Origin of the sequence: uncultured Arcobacter sp., assembly GCF_937982575.1 — a bacterium.
Classification (GTDB): Bacteria; Campylobacterota; Campylobacteria; order Campylobacterales; family Arcobacteraceae; genus Arcobacter.
Window position 1 is genome coordinate 307,478 of sequence record NZ_CALJLR010000006.1, and the last position, 17,930, is coordinate 325,407.

The 17,930-nt window shown below is 30.2% G+C and carries 16 protein-coding genes; 10 read left to right on the top strand and 6 right to left on the bottom strand.

Translation table 11 applies throughout. The annotated features are described in order from the left end of the window. Nucleotides 1-26 precede the first annotated feature (26 nt). The 3 genes from Q0617_RS06610 to Q0617_RS06620 are packed head-to-tail and all read right to left on the bottom strand — an operon-like array spanning nucleotide 27 to nucleotide 4,770. The gene (locus Q0617_RS06610; RefSeq protein WP_298751733.1) at nucleotides 27-1,094 is read right to left on the bottom strand and encodes a MaoC family dehydratase; all 1,068 of its coding nucleotides are present in this window, start codon (nucleotides 1,092-1,094) and stop codon (nucleotides 27-29) included. Between the two features lie 9 nt (nucleotides 1,095-1,103). Further along, nucleotides 1,104-3,623 (bottom strand): aldolase/citrate lyase family protein, encoded by a 2,520-nt coding sequence (locus Q0617_RS06615; RefSeq protein WP_298751734.1) that lies wholly within the window; start codon nucleotides 3,621-3,623, stop codon nucleotides 1,104-1,106. A 13-nt stretch (nucleotides 3,624-3,636) separates the two neighbouring features. Continuing rightward, complete coding sequence (locus Q0617_RS06620) at nucleotides 3,637-4,770, bottom strand: aldolase/citrate lyase family protein (RefSeq protein ID WP_298751735.1); 1,134 nt, start codon at nucleotides 4,768-4,770, stop codon at nucleotides 3,637-3,639. Nucleotides 4,771-5,153: 383 nt separating this feature from the next. On the opposite strand from Q0617_RS06620, the gene Q0617_RS06625 reads away from it, so the two are divergent. Beyond that, nucleotides 5,154-5,879, top strand: a complete 726-nt coding sequence (locus tag Q0617_RS06625; protein WP_298751737.1) for an IclR family transcriptional regulator — start codon at nucleotides 5,154-5,156, stop codon at nucleotides 5,877-5,879. On the opposite strand, the gene Q0617_RS06630 is transcribed toward Q0617_RS06625, so the two are convergent. Next, a complete protein-coding gene (locus Q0617_RS06630; protein ID WP_298751738.1) occupies nucleotides 5,876-6,262 on the bottom strand; it encodes a hypothetical protein in 387 nt (128 codons plus the stop codon). The two genes, Q0617_RS06625 and Q0617_RS06630, sit on opposite strands and share 4 nt — an antisense overlap. 62 nt (nucleotides 6,263-6,324) lie before the next feature. Here Q0617_RS06630 and Q0617_RS06635 point away from each other — a divergent pair, with 62 nt between their 5' ends. Genes Q0617_RS06635 through mreC form a run of 7 tightly spaced genes read left to right on the top strand, consistent with a single transcriptional unit; the run spans nucleotide 6,325 to nucleotide 12,849 of the window. Next, the gene (locus Q0617_RS06635) at nucleotides 6,325-7,398 is read left to right on the top strand and encodes an epoxyqueuosine reductase QueH (protein ID WP_298751739.1); all 1,074 of its coding nucleotides are present in this window, start codon (nucleotides 6,325-6,327) and stop codon (nucleotides 7,396-7,398) included. Continuing rightward, the gene (gene lpxB / locus Q0617_RS06640; protein WP_298751740.1) at nucleotides 7,399-8,442 is read left to right on the top strand and encodes a lipid-A-disaccharide synthase; all 1,044 of its coding nucleotides are present in this window, start codon (nucleotides 7,399-7,401) and stop codon (nucleotides 8,440-8,442) included. It abuts the gene before it with no gap. 53 nt (nucleotides 8,443-8,495) lie between these two features. Continuing rightward, the gene (gene fabZ, locus Q0617_RS06645; protein ID WP_298751742.1) at nucleotides 8,496-8,939 is read left to right on the top strand and encodes a 3-hydroxyacyl-ACP dehydratase FabZ; all 444 of its coding nucleotides are present in this window, start codon (nucleotides 8,496-8,498) and stop codon (nucleotides 8,937-8,939) included. Nucleotides 8,940-8,946: 7 nt separating this feature from the next. Beyond that, nucleotides 8,947-9,735, top strand: coding sequence for an acyl-ACP--UDP-N-acetylglucosamine O-acyltransferase (lpxA, locus tag Q0617_RS06650; protein ID WP_298751743.1), 789 nt, complete (start codon nucleotides 8,947-8,949; stop codon nucleotides 9,733-9,735). 5 nt (nucleotides 9,736-9,740) lie between these two features. Continuing rightward, nucleotides 9,741-10,967, top strand: coding sequence for an ATP-dependent Clp protease ATP-binding subunit ClpX (gene clpX / locus Q0617_RS06655; protein WP_298751745.1), 1,227 nt, complete (start codon nucleotides 9,741-9,743; stop codon nucleotides 10,965-10,967). 21 nt (nucleotides 10,968-10,988) lie between these two features. Continuing rightward, complete coding sequence (locus tag Q0617_RS06660; RefSeq protein WP_298751746.1) at nucleotides 10,989-12,020, top strand: rod shape-determining protein; 1,032 nt, start codon at nucleotides 10,989-10,991, stop codon at nucleotides 12,018-12,020. Between the two features lie 28 nt (nucleotides 12,021-12,048). Continuing rightward, a complete protein-coding gene (gene mreC / locus Q0617_RS06665) occupies nucleotides 12,049-12,849 on the top strand; it encodes a rod shape-determining protein MreC (RefSeq protein WP_298751748.1) in 801 nt (266 codons plus the stop codon). Here the strand turns inward: mreC and ribE are convergent. Continuing rightward, entirely contained in the window at nucleotides 12,833-13,450 is a 618-nt protein-coding gene (gene ribE, locus Q0617_RS06670; protein ID WP_298751749.1) for a riboflavin synthase, read from the bottom strand. The two genes, mreC and ribE, sit on opposite strands and share 17 nt — an antisense overlap. Before the next feature lie 219 nt (nucleotides 13,451-13,669). Here ribE and mnmG point away from each other — a divergent pair, with 219 nt between their 5' ends. Further along, nucleotides 13,670-15,562 carry a tRNA uridine-5-carboxymethylaminomethyl(34) synthesis enzyme MnmG gene (gene mnmG, locus Q0617_RS06675; protein ID WP_298751750.1) on the top strand — a complete coding sequence of 631 codons (1,893 nt, stop codon included), beginning with the start codon at nucleotides 13,670-13,672 and terminating at the stop codon, nucleotides 15,560-15,562. 16 nt (nucleotides 15,563-15,578) lie between these two features. On the opposite strand, the gene Q0617_RS06680 is transcribed toward mnmG, so the two are convergent. Next, nucleotides 15,579-16,832 carry a hypothetical protein gene (locus tag Q0617_RS06680; RefSeq protein ID WP_298751751.1) on the bottom strand — a complete coding sequence of 418 codons (1,254 nt, stop codon included), beginning with the start codon at nucleotides 16,830-16,832 and terminating at the stop codon, nucleotides 15,579-15,581. Nucleotides 16,833-17,082: 250 nt separating this feature from the next. Between Q0617_RS06680 and Q0617_RS06685 the strand changes: the two genes are divergently transcribed. Further along, nucleotides 17,083-17,928, top strand: coding sequence for a hypothetical protein (locus tag Q0617_RS06685; protein ID WP_298751752.1), 846 nt, complete (start codon nucleotides 17,083-17,085; stop codon nucleotides 17,926-17,928). Nucleotides 17,929-17,930: the final 2 nt, after the last annotated feature.

The window sequence follows — 17,930 nt, forward strand, 5'->3', positions numbered from 1 at the left end:
ATTTTCCTTTTTTAAAATTTAATTTTTTACTTTTGTTTTCTTGGGATTACAACTGTGTAATCTAAATCTAAAACTACATTTTTAATATACTTTCCATTTTCATCGAAAGTAGATTCAACATCTTGGGCTTTCATATTTTTAAGACCAACCGTTCTTAATCTTAAAAGTCCAATATCATCTCTATTATCAAGTTCAATAGTCTCAATAATTTCAGTAAATGCATAAATAGTATCACCTGCAAATGTTGGGTTTGCATGAGCTCCACTATTTATTGAGTAAAGCCATTGTGCATTTTGCAAACCATTAAAAGAGTTACTTCTTGCTATTGAGATAACATGACCTCCATACATAAGTCGCTGTTTCATAGGGCTACTTTGCATCATAAAATCATCAAAATGAACTTTTGCATTATTTTGATAAAGTTTAGTTGCTAGTGTATGGTCACTATTATCAACAGTGATTCCCTCTGGATGGTTTAATCTTTCACCTGCTTCATAATCTTCAAAAAAGTATTTTCCACCAGTTGCATCTGTGTCAATATCTTTTTGAACTGGGATATTAATACTACTTCCTATTGGTAAAGTTTTTTCAAAAGTAGGAACATCATTTGTACCTAAGATTGTCTCTTTATCTTTTTTGTGAACCATAACCCATCTTTTAAGATTTAAAACCTCTTTTTCATCTTGGTTATATCCAATAGAGTGAACATAAACTACTCCACTTTTACCATTTGAGTTCTCTTTTAAGCCAATTACTTCAGTTTCTAGTCTTACAGTATCACCTACAAATACAGGATTAGGAAAAGATACTTCTGCATAACCTAAGTTTGCAATTGCATTTAAAGAGATATCTTGAACTGATTTTCCAAATGTTAAATGGAACATCAATAAATCATCAAGAGGTTTTTTCTCATAACCCATCTTTTGTGCTAACAAATCAGATGAATGTAAAGCAAATCTACTTCCAGTTAAGGCGATGTAAAAAGATACATCACCATCTGTTATTGTTCTAGGAAGTGGATGAATTATTTTTTGACCGATAGTAAAATCTTCAAAAAAGTTTCCAAAATTGATTTTAGTGCTTATTTTAGACATATTTCTCCCTTATTTACCAAATAGATTTTGACCCAATGATTTATATGTTTCATATAATGTTATCATCTTTTTAGCCCACTTGATTCTACTTGTATCCACTAATTTATCTTTGTATTGAATTACTTCTTTACCCTCTTTTGCAGCTTCATCAAACTTAGCAATCATCTCTTCATACTCTTGAACTTCTTTTCTTTTTGGAGTAAAGATATCATTGATATACTCAGCTTGTACTGGATGAATTAAAGCTTTTCCATCAAAACCTAAATCATAGGCATCTTTAGTTGAAGCTTCACAAGCAAACTCATCATGAACATCATAATGAGGTCCATCAATAACTGTTTTACCATATGCTTTTGCAGATAAGGCAATACGAGCTAGATAATTAAACATCGCTTTTGAACCTCTTTTAATATCTATTTGAAGTCTATTTGATAAGTTATTAGAACCCACAACTACAACTTCTAATTTAGTACTAGATGCACAAATATCAGGCGAGTTTAAAATCGCAAGTGGAGTTTCAATCATAACCATCATAGTTAGGTTTGGATTAACTTCCATCAAGGCTTTTTCAGCTTGGGCTACTTGTTCAACTGTTTCAATTAATGAGAATAATATCCCATCTATATCAAGTTCACCTGCAAGTGCCATATCTTTTTTGAACTCTTCACTTCCAACTGCATTTACTCTTAGTATTCTCTCAGATTCTCCAAATTTTGAACCCTCTTCTTTGTATACTTCTCTTATTACATTTCTTGCAGTCTCTTTTTGCTCATGTAAAATTGCTTCTAAATCAAATACTACACTATCTGCTAGTATTGATTTTGCTTTTTTAACAAACTTTTTATTATATGCAGGAACAAAAATCATTGATCTTCTTGCTTTATATTCAATAACTTCTTCACCACTCTCTTTAGCGTGATGTTGTTCATGCAGTTGTTTTACAAGTTGTTTTCTAAGAACTTTTCCATTTTTTGTTCTTGGATAATCTTTAAGTGCAAAAATCTCTTTTGGTGCTTTATATTTTGCTAAATTAGCTTGAGAGAATGCTAATATTTCAGCCTCTTTTTCAGCACTTAAATCTTCATGTCCAATTACAGCAATAGCAACTATTGTTTTATCTTTACCAATATCTAAACCAAAAGCAACACAATCAGCAACTGCATCATGAGTTTTTACAACTCTTTCGATTTCATGTGGAGATACTCTAAACCCAAAAGTATTGATAATATCATCTTTTCTACCTATGAACCATATATATCCATCTTTATCTCTTTTTGCATAATCACCTGTAAAGAAGTAACCATCATGTCTAGCTTTTGATGTCTCTTCTTCAAGTTGCCAGTACTCTAAAAACAGTCCTGGATCATCAACTCCTATACAAATCATCCCTTCTTCTTCTAAGGCTACCTCTTCTAAAGTTTCAGGGTCTAGAAGTTTTACAATATGTCCTGGTTGAACAAATCCTGCACTTCCAGGTCTAATTGGGTTGTTTTTAGAGTGTGAAATATAATAAGAACATTCACTCATCCCGATTGCTTCAAAGATATCTTGGTTGAATTTTTCTCTCCAAAGTCCTAACATCTCATCAGATAAATGCTCACCAGCACTCATACAATATCTTAGACTTGGACAATCTTTAATTGTAAAATCTGTTTTTTGAATAATTTGTCTATAAATAGTTGGAACTCCAATGAATATAGTACATTGATGTTTTTTAATCAAATTAATCCAAGTAGATGCATCATTTGCACCTTCATAAGCAATAACCGTATGACCATTAAACAATGGATCCATAAGAGCTGAACCTAATACATATGTCCAGTTGAATTTACCAGAGTGCATGATTCTATCATTCTCTTTAAAATCAAACCAATACTCAGTTGCAGGAGTTCTTCCTACTAATGATCTATGTGAATGTAAAACACCCTTTGGATAACCAGTTGTTCCTGATGTATATACTAAATATGCAGGCTCTCCTGATTTTGATTTATAGTGATTTGGTGTTGCATCACCATTTTTTAAAATCTCACTTAAAGAGTAAACTTTAATACCTTTTGGTTTTTCAAGTTCATCTACACTATCTATTCCTGCAACTATAATTGTTTTTAAGTTATCCACATTTTCTAAATATGGCAGTAAGTTTTTATACATAGATGCTGATAATACAATAGCACTAGCTTGTGAATCTTCTGCTAGGTACTTAACTTCTGAACCACTCAAAAGTGTAGAAGTAGGAACTGCAATGATTCCCGCTTTTATAGCACCAAAGAAAGAGATTGGATAAGCTAAAGAGTTTTTTAAACAAACTAAAACCCTATCTCTTGCACCAATTCCAATACTTGTAAGGAAATTAGCAACTTGATCTGATCTTGTAGCTAAATCTTTATAAGTTATCTCATCAGTTCCTAATTTATCATCTTCTATTATCATAGCTGTACTGTTCTCTTTAGGTGTTCCTACGTGAGCAGATGTACAAGCTACACCAATATTTAAAAATTCAGGTACGTCGATTTTTATTGTTGAACTCATATTATATTCCTTACTATATTTGACCGTATGGCCAGTTTTCTTTAAATGTATGTAACGGCATTTTGTTTAGTACTGTTAATGCGAAAGCTTGATCTTCTTTACTTAAACTTCTTAAGGCATAACCTCTTAAAAGATTTTGTAATGATTTACCAAACATTGGTGGATCTAACATCTCACCTTTATATCTAATAGCTCCACTTAAAAGTGCATCTGCTTCAAGAGCAGCTTTTAAGATTTCAATATCTTTTGCTGTCTCTTTTGGAGATGGTGTAAAAGCAACTTTACAAACATTGATATGATTTGGAGTAATAACTTGTTTACCTGTTAATCCCATAGCCGTTTCTCTTTGTGCATGAGCATAAACATGTCTTGATGCATCATCACCATGTAAATCTAACCATCTTCTAATATCTTTTTTCTCAACACAAGAATCAGGTAAAGAGTTTGGAGTAAGTAATACTTCAACACCACCAATTACACCTTTACCTTTAATTCTAGCTTCCATTGTAAGCATATTAAAGAAAGTCTCTAACTCATCAATCCAACCCTCAGGTGTGATTTTGTAAGCCATTGCTTTTGAGAAGTCATGGATACCAAATACAACGTGTTGTACTGTTGAGTGACTCATAAGCTTATCAGCTATTTGAAGTGACTTTGGATGCTCAATAATTGGTTGAATTTGTAAATTACTACCAATAGAAACTAACCAAGAAGATAAATCTCTAATCTCAGCGTCCCCATAAACCTCACCAGCTTTTGCTAAAACAATTGCATCAATATATTTGTGTACTTGTTTTAACATTTTTAAATCTTCTTCATACTCATCAGTTCTAAAAGGATTTATTCTAATAGCTATTTGAAAATCTCTCTCTGGAAATTTTGGTAACTCTTGAATTAAAAGCTCTCTACTCATAGCTTTTTGTCTACATCCATCTTCCAAGTCAAATAACACTGTATGTGCTTTTGTCTTATAAGCATGTTTTTGAAGTCTAAGTTTTGCTTGCTCCATTGTTTCATAGCTACCATCAAGTGGATTAAACTTGATTGGAGGATAGTATATTTGAATTCCAGGCCAATGCCCACCTAATACTGGTTTTAAATCATCATTTGCAGTTAATTTTGATAAATCTATAATAGACGAAGTCATGATATTTACCTTTATATATTTTATTTTTTTATTACTTTTTTGAAGCAATACCTCTTCTTGTGAGAGAATTAATCCATACATAATATAAACTCAAATATAAAATTTTTTATTAGTTTTTAGATTAAGAAAAAATTTATAAACTGATATTTAGCCCATATTATAGGCTTTATAGAGGTTTACAATTTTGTAAGTTTCACATAGTGAGAAAAAAAAGTCTAAAACTCTTACTATCCACAATAAAATCTTTTCAATTGCTTATTAAAATGTTCATTTCTTACCCAAAGAATAGTTTCAAGAAATTTTTAAGCTTATATAAAAGCAAAGATAAGGCAATTTAAATAAAAAATGATAAAATAAGAAAAATCAAATAAAGAGATATACTATTGCAAAATCATAATAAATCCTTAACCAAAGGGTTATCAATACTTAAATCAATCATGAAATCAAATGTCCCTTTGACGGCAAACTATTTATGCCAAATACATGATATAGATAAAAGTACTATGTCAAGACTTATTTCAACACTACTTTGTGAAGGTTTTATAGAGTATGTTGAAAACTCTAAAGAGATAGTACTGAGTGATATTATGAAAAACATCTCACAAAAAGAGTCAAGGGAGAAAATTGTAGATAGGACTAAAGTCTTACTTGATGAAATATATTATTTAACCCAAGAGTGTTCTTATGTTGGTATTTTAGATGATAACGCCGTTTTATATTTAAATCAAGTGGATAAATCAACTAGAGTTTTAAAAACAAAAGACTCTATTGGACTTCATGCGCCACTTCATGCAAATGCATTTGGGAAAGTTTTATTAGCCTTTGAAAATGTAAATTTGAAAAATCTAGATTTAAAAAAATATACAGCAAACACTATTACTACTGTGACAAAACTACAAAAAGAGATCGAACTAGTTCAACAAAGGGGGTATGCAATAGGTTTTGAGGAGTATGAGTTTGGTCTTTTTTCTATTGCCGTTCCATATTTTAACAACAAAAAAGAGTTTGTAGGAACTGTTGGAATTTCTGGACTTTCTGCGAGAGTAAATAAAGAAAAATCCCATGAATTAGCTAAAAAAATATTTAATTTGGTAAATCCAGTTATCTAATCTTTTTTTATTTTTATTAAAATATTGTGCTCTTTATCTCTAAACACTGTCTCTTTTTTATTGTTATCAAAAATTGTCTTTAAAAAATCTTCTTTATATGAAGAGTGTAAATACTTTTTATTAAACTCTTTTGAACTCTCACACTCAAAAGTTGATTTGCAAACCCTATTTTCATAAAACTTCAAATCTAAAACAGTTTTACCAGCACTATATATTTGTACTTGTGTGTAATTTTCAAAGGTAGATATAAACCCTTTATCATAAAACTTCATAGTAGGAGTTTTTATCAAAATAGTTGCACTTGTTGAATTAATAATTTGCTTTTGTGCACATGAGCTTAGAAACAAAACCGTAAAGATTAAGCCTGTAAATGTTTTAATCAAAAACTGCTCCTCTTTTAATTTGAAAATAATTTTACTATAATACGATTAAATAAAGGATTTAAATGCTTGTTCACATATGCTGTTCTGTTGATAGTCACTATTTTTTACAAAGACTTCAACAAGATTTCCCAGATGAAAAATTGGTTGGTTTTTTTTATGACCCTAATATTCATCCTTACAATGAATACTTACTTAGACTAAAAGATGTTGAATACTCTTGCCATAAATTAGACATAGAGTTAATAGAGGGACCTTATAATCTCGATGAGTGGTTAAAAAAAGTAAAAGGCTTAGAAGATGAGCCAGAAAAAGGCGACAGATGCACAGTTTGTTTTGATGATAGATTAGAAACAACTGTTAAAAAAGCTATTGAATTGGGTCATGATAAATTCACAACAACCCTTTTAATCTCTCCTAAAAAATCCCAAGAAAAACTTGAAATAATTGGAAATGAGTTAGAAAAAAAATACAATATTAAATGGATTTTCAAAGATTATCGAAGTGGCAAAGGTGTAGAAGAACAAGCAAAAGTGGTAAAAGAAAACTCATTTTATAGACAAAATTATTGTGGTTGTTTATTTGGATTGAGCGCACAACGAGAAAGCCAAGACAAACTAATGGATGAGATGTTTTTGCCTATTTCAAACCAAATTTTACCCCAATCAATAGAGTATCGACTAGAATTATATAACAACAGAACAAATTTAGATGAAACACATATCCCATACAAAATAGTAAAACAGCGGTTTTTAAACTATAGACTTTTAAATGCTAAAGTAAAAGTGGATAAGAAAATTGTTCCTTCATATTTTTTATGTTACTCAACAGTAAACAAAGGTAAAACAAGTGGAAGAATTGCATTTGAAAAGGCTGAAATACATTATCTAAATAAAGATGAAGTAAAAATTATCACCGTAGATACCTTCAATGACTTTACCCAATCACACTATAGAGATGTAAAAGATTTGATGTATCATCCTTTAACATTTGAAGCTGAGTTAAAAGTAAGAAGTGAAATTACACAAAATCCTTATGGTTTATCAGCAATTGTAATTATTGATGAAATAATTGATGGAAAATATGAAATAGATATAGATGCAAAAATTTATGAAGATGTAAAAGAGGTAATTATATAAATGAAACTTCTTGTAAGTGCTATGGAAACCTCTTCAAATATACACTTAGCAGAGTTAAAAAAACATCTAAATGAGGATGTTGAACTTTTTGGGATATTTGATAAAAAACTAGGAAATCCAAATTATGATATTGAACAACTTGCTATCATGGGATTTGTTGATGCTATAAAAAGATTACCATTTTTCTTTAAACTAAAAGATGAGATGGTAGAACTAGCAAAAGATGCGAATAAAGTTTTACTTATGGATTCTTCTGGATTTAATCTACCTTTAGCAAAAGCTCTTAAAAAGAAGTATCCAAATAAAGAGATTATTTATTATATTTTACCCCAAGCTTGGGCATGGAAAAAAGGTAGAATTCCTAAAATAGAAAAATACTGTGATAAACTATGTTCAATCTTACCTTTTGAAAAAGAGTATTACTCAAAAAAAGAAAAAATAACTTATGTAGGTCATCCCTTATTGGATGAAATAAAAGATTACAAAACTACAGCTTCAAGCACAAATAAAATAGCTTTTATGCCAGGAAGTAGAAAAAATGAGATTATAAATCTTATGCCTATATTTAAAGAACTAATTAAAAGTATTCCAAATAAAGAGTATATTTTAATCATCCCTTCAAAATTTGATGAAGAGTATATTAAAACTATTTATGGTGATATTTCAGCCTTTACTATTTCAAATAATGCCCATGAAAGCTTAAAAAATGCAGATTATGCCTTTATTTGTAGTGGTACTGCAACCTTAGAAGCCGCACTTATAGGAACACCCTTTACACTTTCTTATATTGCTAAAAAGCTAGATTATTTTATTGGTTCAAGACTTGTAAAACTTCCAGCAGTAGGATTAGCCAATATTTTCTTTTCAAAAATGCAAAAAGAGTTAATTCACAGTGAATTTTTACAAGAAAATGTAAGCGTTGAAAACCTTTTAAATGACTATAAAAAGATGGATACTAACAAATTCATGGATAATTCAAAAACATTAAGGGAATATCTAAAATTTGGAAGTTCTAAGAATGTGGCTCACATAATTCAAAACTAATTTATATTTTGATAGAATATATGCCTTAAATAAAAATATCTAGGAAAAAATATATGTTAGACATTACAGAAATTCAAGAGATACTTCCACACAGATACCCTTTCTTACTTGTAGATAGAATTACAGATATGGAAAAAGGTAAAAGTATCGTTGGTTTTAAAAATATCTCTATTAGTGAACCAGCTTTCATGGGACACTTTCCAGGTCATCCAATTTATCCAGGTGTATTAATCCTTGAAGGAATGGCACAAGCTGGTGGAATATTAGCCCTAAAAAGCAATAATTTATCAAATGAAGAGATGAAAAGTAAAGTTATCTATTTTATGAGTATTGATGGAGCAAAATTTAGAACACCTGTAAAACCTGGTGATAAATTAGAGTATAGAATTGAAGTAAAAAAACTAAGAGGAACTCTAATAGTACTTGATGGTAAAGCTTTTGTTGATGATAAGTTAGTTGCTGAAGCTGAATTAAAAGCTATGGTAGTGGATAAATAGGTATTTGATGAATAACATCCATAAAACAGCTATAATAGAAGATGGTGCAATTATCGGTGACAATGTTACAATTGGCGCATATACAATCATAGGTTCTGAAGTAAAAATTGGCAATGGAAACGTTATTGGTTCTCACACAGTAATTACAGGTAAAACAACAATTGGGGATGACAATAAAATCTATTCACATGCAGCACTTGGAACTGATCCACAAGATTTAAAATTTGATGGTGAGGATGTAGAATTAATCATTGGAAATAGAAATAAAATAAGAGAATTTACACTTTTTAACCCAGGTACTAAAGGTGGAGGTTCAATCACTAGAATTGGTGATGATAACCTTTTTATGGGCTATGTTCATGTTGCCCATGATGTAATTATTGGAAATAATTGTGTATTTGCCAATGTTGCAACACTTGCAGGTCATGTTGAAGTTGATGATTATGTGGTTGTTGGTGGACTAACTCCTATTCATCAGTTTTGTAAACTTGGAAGCCACGCAATGATTGGTGGAGGTTCTGTAGTAACACAAGATATCCCACCTTTTTGTTTAGCAGAAGGAAACAGAGCAAACCTTAGAGGTCTAAATCTAAATGGTCTTCGAAGAAGACTTGGAAGAGAAGATATTAATGCTGTGAAAAAAGCATATAAAGAGATTTTTGAATCGGGACAACCTATTCAAGAAGTTGCAAATGAATTAGTAAAAACGCAAGATAATAAATATGTTTTAGAATTTACAAACTTTATTATAAATACAAAAAGAGGAATTCCCTTTATTAGAAAGCAGGAGAAGTAGAATATATGAGTAAATTAAAATGTGATTTTTGTGGTGCACAAGATAGTAAAGCAAATCCAGTAATATCAGGAGATAATGCTTGTATTTGTAAATCTTGTGTAAGTGCAGCTTTTGATATCATGAGTGGTAAAGAGCCTGCAGAAAATGAACAATTACCAAGCAGTGAAGTTGCAGAAGCTGCTGTAGAAGTAAAACTTCATACTCCAAGTGAACTAAAAGCTTTACTTGATGATTATGTTGTAGGACAACATAGAGCAAAAAAAGTTTTATCTGTTGCAGTTTATAACCATTATAAAAGAATTTTTAGACGTGATGAAATTGGTGAAGATACAGAAATAAATAAATCAAATGTTTTACTTATAGGTCCTACTGGTTCTGGTAAAACACTTCTTGCTCAAACAATAGCAAGATATTTAGATGTTCCTTTAGCAATCGCAGATGCTACAAGTTTAACAGAAGCTGGATATGTAGGTGATGATGTTGAAAATGTTATTACAAGACTTTTACAATCAGCCGAAGGTGATATTAAAAAAGCAGAGACTGGTATTATTTTTATTGATGAGATTGATAAAATTGCTAGAATGAGTGAAAATAGATCAATCACTAGAGATGTATCAGGTGAAGGTGTTCAACAAGCTATGCTTAAAATCATCGAAGGAAGTGTTGTGAATGTTCCACCAAAAGGTGGAAGAAAACATCCAGGCCAAGATATGATACAAGTAGATACAACAAATATCTTATTTATTTGTGGTGGTGCTTTTGATGGTTTAGAAGATATAATCAAAAGAAAAAAAGGAAATAATGTTCTAGGTTTTAATCAAACCAAAAGTAGTAAAAAAGATGATGATGGCCTTATTTCATTAGTTGAAGCAGATGATTTGGTAAAATATGGTTTAATTCCAGAGTTAATTGGAAGATTACATATGATTGCTACACTAAACGAAATTACAGAAGATGATATGGTTCATATTTTAACTGAACCAAAGAATGCACTTGTAAAACAGTATGTTAAACTTTTTGACATGGATAATGTTACTTTAAAATTTGAAAAAGGTGCCCTACTTGAGATTGCAAAAAAAGCAATAGAGAGAAAAACAGGTGCTAGAGGACTTAGATCAATTTTAGAAGATATTATGCTTGATATTATGTTTGATTTACCAAATTACAAAGATAAAACTATTACTATTACAAAAGATGTAGTGAGTGATAAAAAAGAACCAAAAATTGCTTAATTTAAAAAGGAGAAAGAGTAGATGTTTTTAGACAAATTAATTGGATTTTTTTCTAGTGACATGGCTATCGACCTTGGTACTGCAAATACTATCGTTTCTGTAAAAGGAAAAGGTATTATTATCAATGAACCATCAGTTGTTGCTGTTCAACATGATAAATACGGAAAAGATAAAATATTAGCAGTGGGTGTTGAAGCTAAACAAATGATTGGTAAAACACCTTTAAATATTCAAGCTGTAAGACCAATGAGAGATGGGGTTATTGCAGATTTTGAAATGACAGAGAGAATGATTAGATATTTTATTGAAAGAGCTCACTCAAGAAAATCTTTTATAAGACCTAGAATCATTATATGTATTCCATATGGAATTACACAAGTGGAAAGAAAAGCCGTAAAAGAGTCTGCTTTAAGTGCAGGAGCTAGAGAAGTATTTTTAGTAGAAGAACCAATGGCAGCGGCAATTGGTGCTGGAATTCCTGTATCTGATCCTTCTGGTTATGTGGTTGTTGATATCGGTGGTGGTACTACTGAGATTGGTGTTACTTCACTTGGTGGACTTGTTCTATCTAAATCAATTAAAACAGCTGGTGACAGATGTGATAAAGCGATTATGGATTATGTTAGACAAAACTATAACTTATATATTGGTGAGAGAACTGCTGAAACTATTAAAATAGAAATAGGAACTGCTGTTAAACTTGACCAAGAGTTAAAAATCAGAGTAAAAGGTAGAGATAACTCAGGGTTATTATCTACTATTGAATTAGGTAGTGAAGGTGTTAGAACAGCTATCAAAGAACCTCTTAGAGAAATCGTTGCAGCTGTTAGAAGTGTATTGGAAGATATGCCACCTGATTTAGCTGGAGATGTTGTTGATAATGGTGTTACATTAACTGGTGGTGGAGCACTAATTCGTGGTTTAGATACTTACTTAGCTGACATTATTAAATTACCTGTAAAAGTTGCTGATGAGCCACTTTTAGCTGTTGCTTATGGTACAAGCAAAGTGTTAGACGAGGAAGCTTTATTAAAATTAATTTCTAATGAATAAACTACTCTTTTTTCTTCTTTTTATAATCATGACTGGTCTATACATTTTCAATGTAGACCAGTCAATAAGCTCAAACTTCAAATTTATAAATGACATAAAAAAATTTTATACAGAAAAACTACTTATTGTTGAAAAAACTTTAACAAAATATTTTTTTCAAGCTCAAACAATTGAAAATATATCCTTAGAAAACCAAGACCTTAAAAAGTATAGACTTCTATATGCCCAAAAAAATCTAGAACTAACAAAAATCAAAGATGTTCATGAAGAGTTAAAAAACTACAAGTCTGACTTAAAACTAGCAAAAGTTTTATCATATGTAGATTTTGATGATTTTACAAAAGTTTGGTTAGATGTAAAAAAAACAGATTCAAAAATAGAGGGTCTAATTTCAGAAAACTATGCAGCTGGAATTGTTGTAAATAAAGGTAATCAAGCATTAGCACTTTTAAATGGAAATGAAAAAAGTAATTATGCAGTTTTTATTGGAGAAAATAAAGCTCCTGGTATTACACATGGGCTTTCAAACTCAAATACACTTTTAGCAAAGTTTATTCCTATTTGGATAAATATTAAAGTTGGAGATGAAGTAATAACCTCAGGAATGGATAATATCTTTTTTGAAGGATTAAAAGTTGGAAAAGTTGTAGCAATTAAAAAAATGGCAGATATGCAAGAAGCAAAAATAGAACCGTTTGTAAATGCCTTAGAACAAAACTTTTTCTATATATATTCAAAAAAGCCTGTCGTAAAAGTAATTGAAAAAACAACTACAAAGCCACTTGTAAAGCCAGTTAAAACAACAAAACCAACTAGTAAGAAGCCATAAGCTTATCTACTTGCCCCCAAGTTAAATCATCACACTTTTCATCTTTTTTAAACATATTATAAATATATCTAGCAAACATATCAGTTTCTAAATTTACCTTTGTACCTATTTTATAAGTTTTAAAAAGACTATTTTCAACAGTATGGGGAATAATCGTCAGCCTAAAAGAGTCTTTTAAAACTTCATTAACTGTAAGTGATACTCCATCAATAGTTACACTTCCTTTAGGAATTATATATTTTGAATATTCACTTGGCAAAGAGATAATAAAATCACTTGAGTTACCATTTTTAGTTATAGATTTTATTGTACCTAAACAGTCCACATGGCCTTGAACAATATGCCCTTCAAATCTATCTCCCATCATCATTGCAGGCTCCATATGAACCTTACCCTTATAATTCTCCATGGCAAGAATTTTTTGAGACTCAGGAGACAACTCCACTGAAAAAGTTCCGCCGGAAACTTTCACCACAGTCAAGCATGCGCCATTTATCGCTATAGAGTCACCTATTTTGGGAGTATATTTTGCTTTTAGTGTAAGAAGATTTGATTTAAGACTTAATACCTCAGCCATCTCTCTAATTAGTCCTGTAAACACTGCTTTCCTTTAAAACTTTTGTAAGTATCAATAACTATTTTAGTATAATTTTATTTGTTGTTGATACTTAAAGTCGAATTATTTGGTATAATAGCGAAAATTTATTGAGAAGCTAATTTTAAACTACACTAAAAAATTAATCAAACTTTTAATCACTTTTCAATATAAACATAAAAAGAATAGAGATACATTAGATAATTGTGTATATATGGAGATAAAATGGAATATGATGTAATAGTAGTAGGTGGTGGTCATGCTGGTATTGAAGCTTCACTAGTTAGTGCTAGAATGGGTAAAAAAACTCTACTAATTACTATGCTAGTTGAACAAATAGGTGCAGCTTCTTGTAACCCTGCAATTGGAGGTCTAGCAAAAGGTCACTTAGTGCGAGAGTTAGATGCTATTGGTGGTGAAATGGGACTTTGTACTGATAGTGCTGGTATTCAATTTAGAGTATTAAATGCCTCAAAAGGTGCAGCTGTTCAAGGTAGTCGAGCACAAATTGATATGGATAGATATAGAGAGTATATGAGAGAAGTTTGTCATAATACTGCCAATCTTGAAATCTACCAAGATGAAGTGACATCTTTACTAACATCAGATGAAAATGAACTTGAAGTATGTGGTGTAAAAACAAAACTTGGAGAAGAGTTTAAATCAAAAAAAGTAATCCTGACAACTGGAACTTTTATGAAAGGTCTTATTCATATAGGAAGCTCAACTTATGATGCAGGTCGAGCATGGGAATTACCTTCAACTACACTATCAACTCAGTTAAAAGAGTTTGGACTAAATGTAGGAAGACTAAAAACAGGAACACCTGCAAGAATCGATGCAAAATCAATTGACTTTTCAAAAATGGAAGAACACGGTGGAGATGAAAAACCAACACCTTTTTCATTTAGAACAGATAAAAAAACATTTAATCCAAAACAACACCCATGTTATATCACATATACGAACTTAGGAACGCATGGCAAAATTTCTAGTAATTTTCATAGAGCTCCAATGTTTACAGGACAAATTGAAGGACGAGGGCCAAGATACTGTCCAAGTATTGAGGATAAGGTAAGTAGATTTTCAGAACGTGATAGACATCAACTATTTTTAGAACCACAAACAGCTATGTGTACAGAGTATTATATCAATGGACTTAGTACTTCATTACCAATTGATGTTCAAAAAGACATGATTCACTCAATCAATGGATTAGAAAATGCCAAAATAGTTAGATATGGATATGCTATAGAGTATGATTATATAGACCCTACTGAGCTTAAACATACTCTAGAGACAAAGAAAGTAAAAAACCTATACCATGCAGGACAAATCAATGCAACAACAGGTTATGAAGAAGCGGCATCACAAGGACTAATGGCAGGAATCAATGCAGCACTTGCAATTGATGGAAAAGAACCATTTATCCTAAGACGTGATGAAGCATATATAGGTGTTCTAATTGATGACTTAGTTACAAAAGGAACATCTGAACCATATAGAATGTTTACAAGCCGTGCTGAGTACAGATTACTTCTGAGAGAAGAAGGAGCTGATTTACGTCTAAGTCACTATGGACATGATTTTGGTCTTATAGATGATGAAACTATTCAAAAAGTGCAATTCAAAGACAAATGCATAAAAGAAGCAATCGATTTTATGAAAGATGAATGGTTTACTTCTAAAAAAGAGAATCTAGAACTTCTAGAAAAACTCGGACAAGATAAAATCAAAGATAGAGTTTTATTAGTTGACATTGTAGGAAGAAACGGTGTAACAAATGAACATCTTGATGAGTTATGTCCACAATTCAAAGAGTTAAATGATTATATAAAAGAGCAAATAATCATCGAAGCCAAATATTATAGATATGTTGAAAAACAACAAAAACAAATAGAAAAAATGAAAAAAATGCTTCAATTAAAAATACCAGAGAATTTTGACTATAGAGTAATCCCAGGCCTTTCAAATGAAGCTGTGGAAAAGCTAGAAAAGTTTAAGCCCCCTACACTTTTCAACGCAGGAGAAATTTCAGGTATAACACCAGCAGCAGTTGATGTTATACATTTGTATATAAATTTACAAAATAAATCAATAAAAAATGAAGCTATATAAATAGCCTCATTTTTATCTAAAACAACATACTTTCATCACTTGTATTATCTTTAGCTTTTTGTTTTTCCATTTTAAATTTTAAATATGCAGTATTTACACTATGAAATCCAACGTTTTTTGTGAAATCTTCTTTTTTAGTTATTTCATTTATAATAACTTCCATAGACTCTATATTTTTTATATCCAATTCTTCTTCAACTTCTGCATAAGTACTCAATAGTGAATCAAAGGCAAAATGGTAATCATAGGCAAGTTTTCCTTTATCATTAAGGAGTTTTTTTATAAAAACCCATCTATCAAAGATTATACTCCAAGCCTTTTTTTGTTCTGTTGTTATGCATAATTTACTAATAATTTCTTTCCATTTAAATAAAGCAAAATATGCTTGATGACTTACCCATAGCTCTCTTATCCACCAATCTTGATATTTGGGGAAGCCTGAAAAAGTTTTTGTTTTTACTTCGGGGATAAATATCTCATTTATTTTATTAAATTCATTATTGAGACTTTTTATAATGGATTCTATATTTTTTATCTCTTCTTTATCACTCTTTTCTTCTGATTGTTTTTCTTTTAATAGTTTTTCATTGAGTTCTAAAGACTTTTTTATCTCCGCAAGTTTTACAGTTTTTCCTTTTAATATCATTTCTTTTTTTTGTAAAACTTTTTCATTTGCTTCATTTATATTTTGTATTATATTTGAACTTAATATATAAAAATGAAGGACAACAATGGGAAGAAGAAAATCAATAGTTGCTATTTCTTGTAAATCTTCTTCATCTATATGCTTTTTTATTGCATTAAACTCACTTCTTATATCTGCTAATTTACTACTAATATCATTTAGGTCTGAAAGAGACATCTCTATTGATTTTGTTGCTATTTCAAATAGTTCTTTATCATCAAATTTAATATCAGTAGGTAACTCTTCTATGATTCTCAATACCTCTAATTTTTTGTCATTACTTTGTTCTATATTTAGCTTTATTCTGGAAGGTTGTGCATCAAAATATTTCTTTCTTTCAGCAAGAAAAATTAGTCTTTCTTTCTCTTCAAGTTCTTTTTCATCCATCGTTAGAAGTTGGGATAGCATTTTTTTATATTTTTCCACAAGTTCGGTTGATACTTCTAAAGAATTTTCTGCTGAAGCAAAAGATACACGAGAAAGTTTATTAATACCTGCTTCATGGTTTTTAATTTGTTGTTTATGTAAAGCTATTTTTGCTTCATTTTCTTTAATAAGTGCTTCTAAGGCAATAATACTTTCCATTACAGATATCCTTTAGAAAGGTTGTATAAAATTATTTTATCTAATTAATAGCTAAAACAGAAGGAAAATTGTCTTATTTTTAAAATAATCTAATAAAATTAAAATATAAATATTAAATATACAAACTCTTTTATTTCAATAAATCAGTAAATAATTTATAGTAAACTTTAACTAAAACATTGTACAATCCCAAAAAATCAAGAGTTTTATCATAATTCTAATCTCATCACAGCAAAAGGAAAAATAAATAATGCAAGTTTATATTTATGCAAAAAGTGGTCATAACATTGGTCTTGAAGCAACAAGAAGATGTGCAGCAGTTGCCTCAATATTAAAAGAGTTTGATCCTATATTATGTACTTGCGATTTTAGAGCTGGTGTTTATGCTAAAGAAGAGCTAGGTATTAAAAAATATGTAAGCGTTGATGTTTTAACGAACCTTCCAAATATGATGAAAAGAGGCGATATCTTAATCTTTGATTCAGATGAGACAACAAAATTTATGGAAACTCATATGAAAGATTTCTGCTCATTACTTTATAAAATAGGAGATGATATTCCAGATTTTATTATAGATACTTCTCTTTTTGTAAAAAATGAAAGTCCAAAATTAGAAAAGACTTTTTTCTTTGGCGATGATGATTACGAAAACAAGTTACTTGAACTTACAAATAATAGTTCAAAACAAGAACTTAATTTACTATTAGGGCACTACTTCTTTTTAGGTAATGAATCAAAACTTGCTGCATATTTTAATATGCTATTTACAGATGAAGAGTATGTAAATACCATATCAAATTCAAAGTTTTTATTAACAACATCACTTCAAAGTTGCTTTGAATCTATTGCTTGTGGGAACAATCCTATTTTACTTTTAAGACAAGACAAAGAGTATAATATGGAATTTATTTCAAATTTAAACATTCCTACAATAAACTATAACGAAAACTTAGATAAAATAGTCTCAGAATTTGAAGAAAAAATAATTTCTTATCCAAAACTAAATGAAATAGATAATTTTGATTTTACTCCTATCATAGAACAAGTAAGTAAAAAAATAGATGCTTATAATAAACTCTCAAGCATAGAATCATAAGC

Coding starts and splice junctions, on each gene's coding strand:
- Q0617_RS06610 (WP_298751733.1), bottom strand. CDS start 1,094: ATGTCTAAAATAAGCACTAAAATCAATTTTGGAAACTTTTTTGAAGAT.
- Q0617_RS06615 (WP_298751734.1), bottom strand. CDS start 3,623: ATGAGTTCAACAATAAAAATCGACGTACCTGAATTTTTAAATATTGGT.
- Q0617_RS06620 (WP_298751735.1), bottom strand. CDS start 4,770: ATGACTTCGTCTATTATAGATTTATCAAAATTAACTGCAAATGATGAT.
- Q0617_RS06635 (WP_298751739.1), top strand. CDS start 6,325: ATGCTTGTTCACATATGCTGTTCTGTTGATAGTCACTATTTTTTACAA.
- lpxB (WP_298751740.1), top strand. CDS start 7,399: ATGAAACTTCTTGTAAGTGCTATGGAAACCTCTTCAAATATACACTTA.
- fabZ (WP_298751742.1), top strand. CDS start 8,496: ATGTTAGACATTACAGAAATTCAAGAGATACTTCCACACAGATACCCT.
- lpxA (WP_298751743.1), top strand. CDS start 8,947: ATGAATAACATCCATAAAACAGCTATAATAGAAGATGGTGCAATTATC.
- clpX (WP_298751745.1), top strand. CDS start 9,741: ATGAGTAAATTAAAATGTGATTTTTGTGGTGCACAAGATAGTAAAGCA.
- Q0617_RS06660 (WP_298751746.1), top strand. CDS start 10,989: ATGTTTTTAGACAAATTAATTGGATTTTTTTCTAGTGACATGGCTATC.
- mreC (WP_298751748.1), top strand. CDS start 12,049: ATGACTGGTCTATACATTTTCAATGTAGACCAGTCAATAAGCTCAAAC.
- mnmG (WP_298751750.1), top strand. CDS start 13,670: ATGGAATATGATGTAATAGTAGTAGGTGGTGGTCATGCTGGTATTGAA.
- Q0617_RS06680 (WP_298751751.1), bottom strand. CDS start 16,832: ATGGAAAGTATTATTGCCTTAGAAGCACTTATTAAAGAAAATGAAGCA.
- Q0617_RS06685 (WP_298751752.1), top strand. CDS start 17,083: ATGCAAGTTTATATTTATGCAAAAAGTGGTCATAACATTGGTCTTGAA.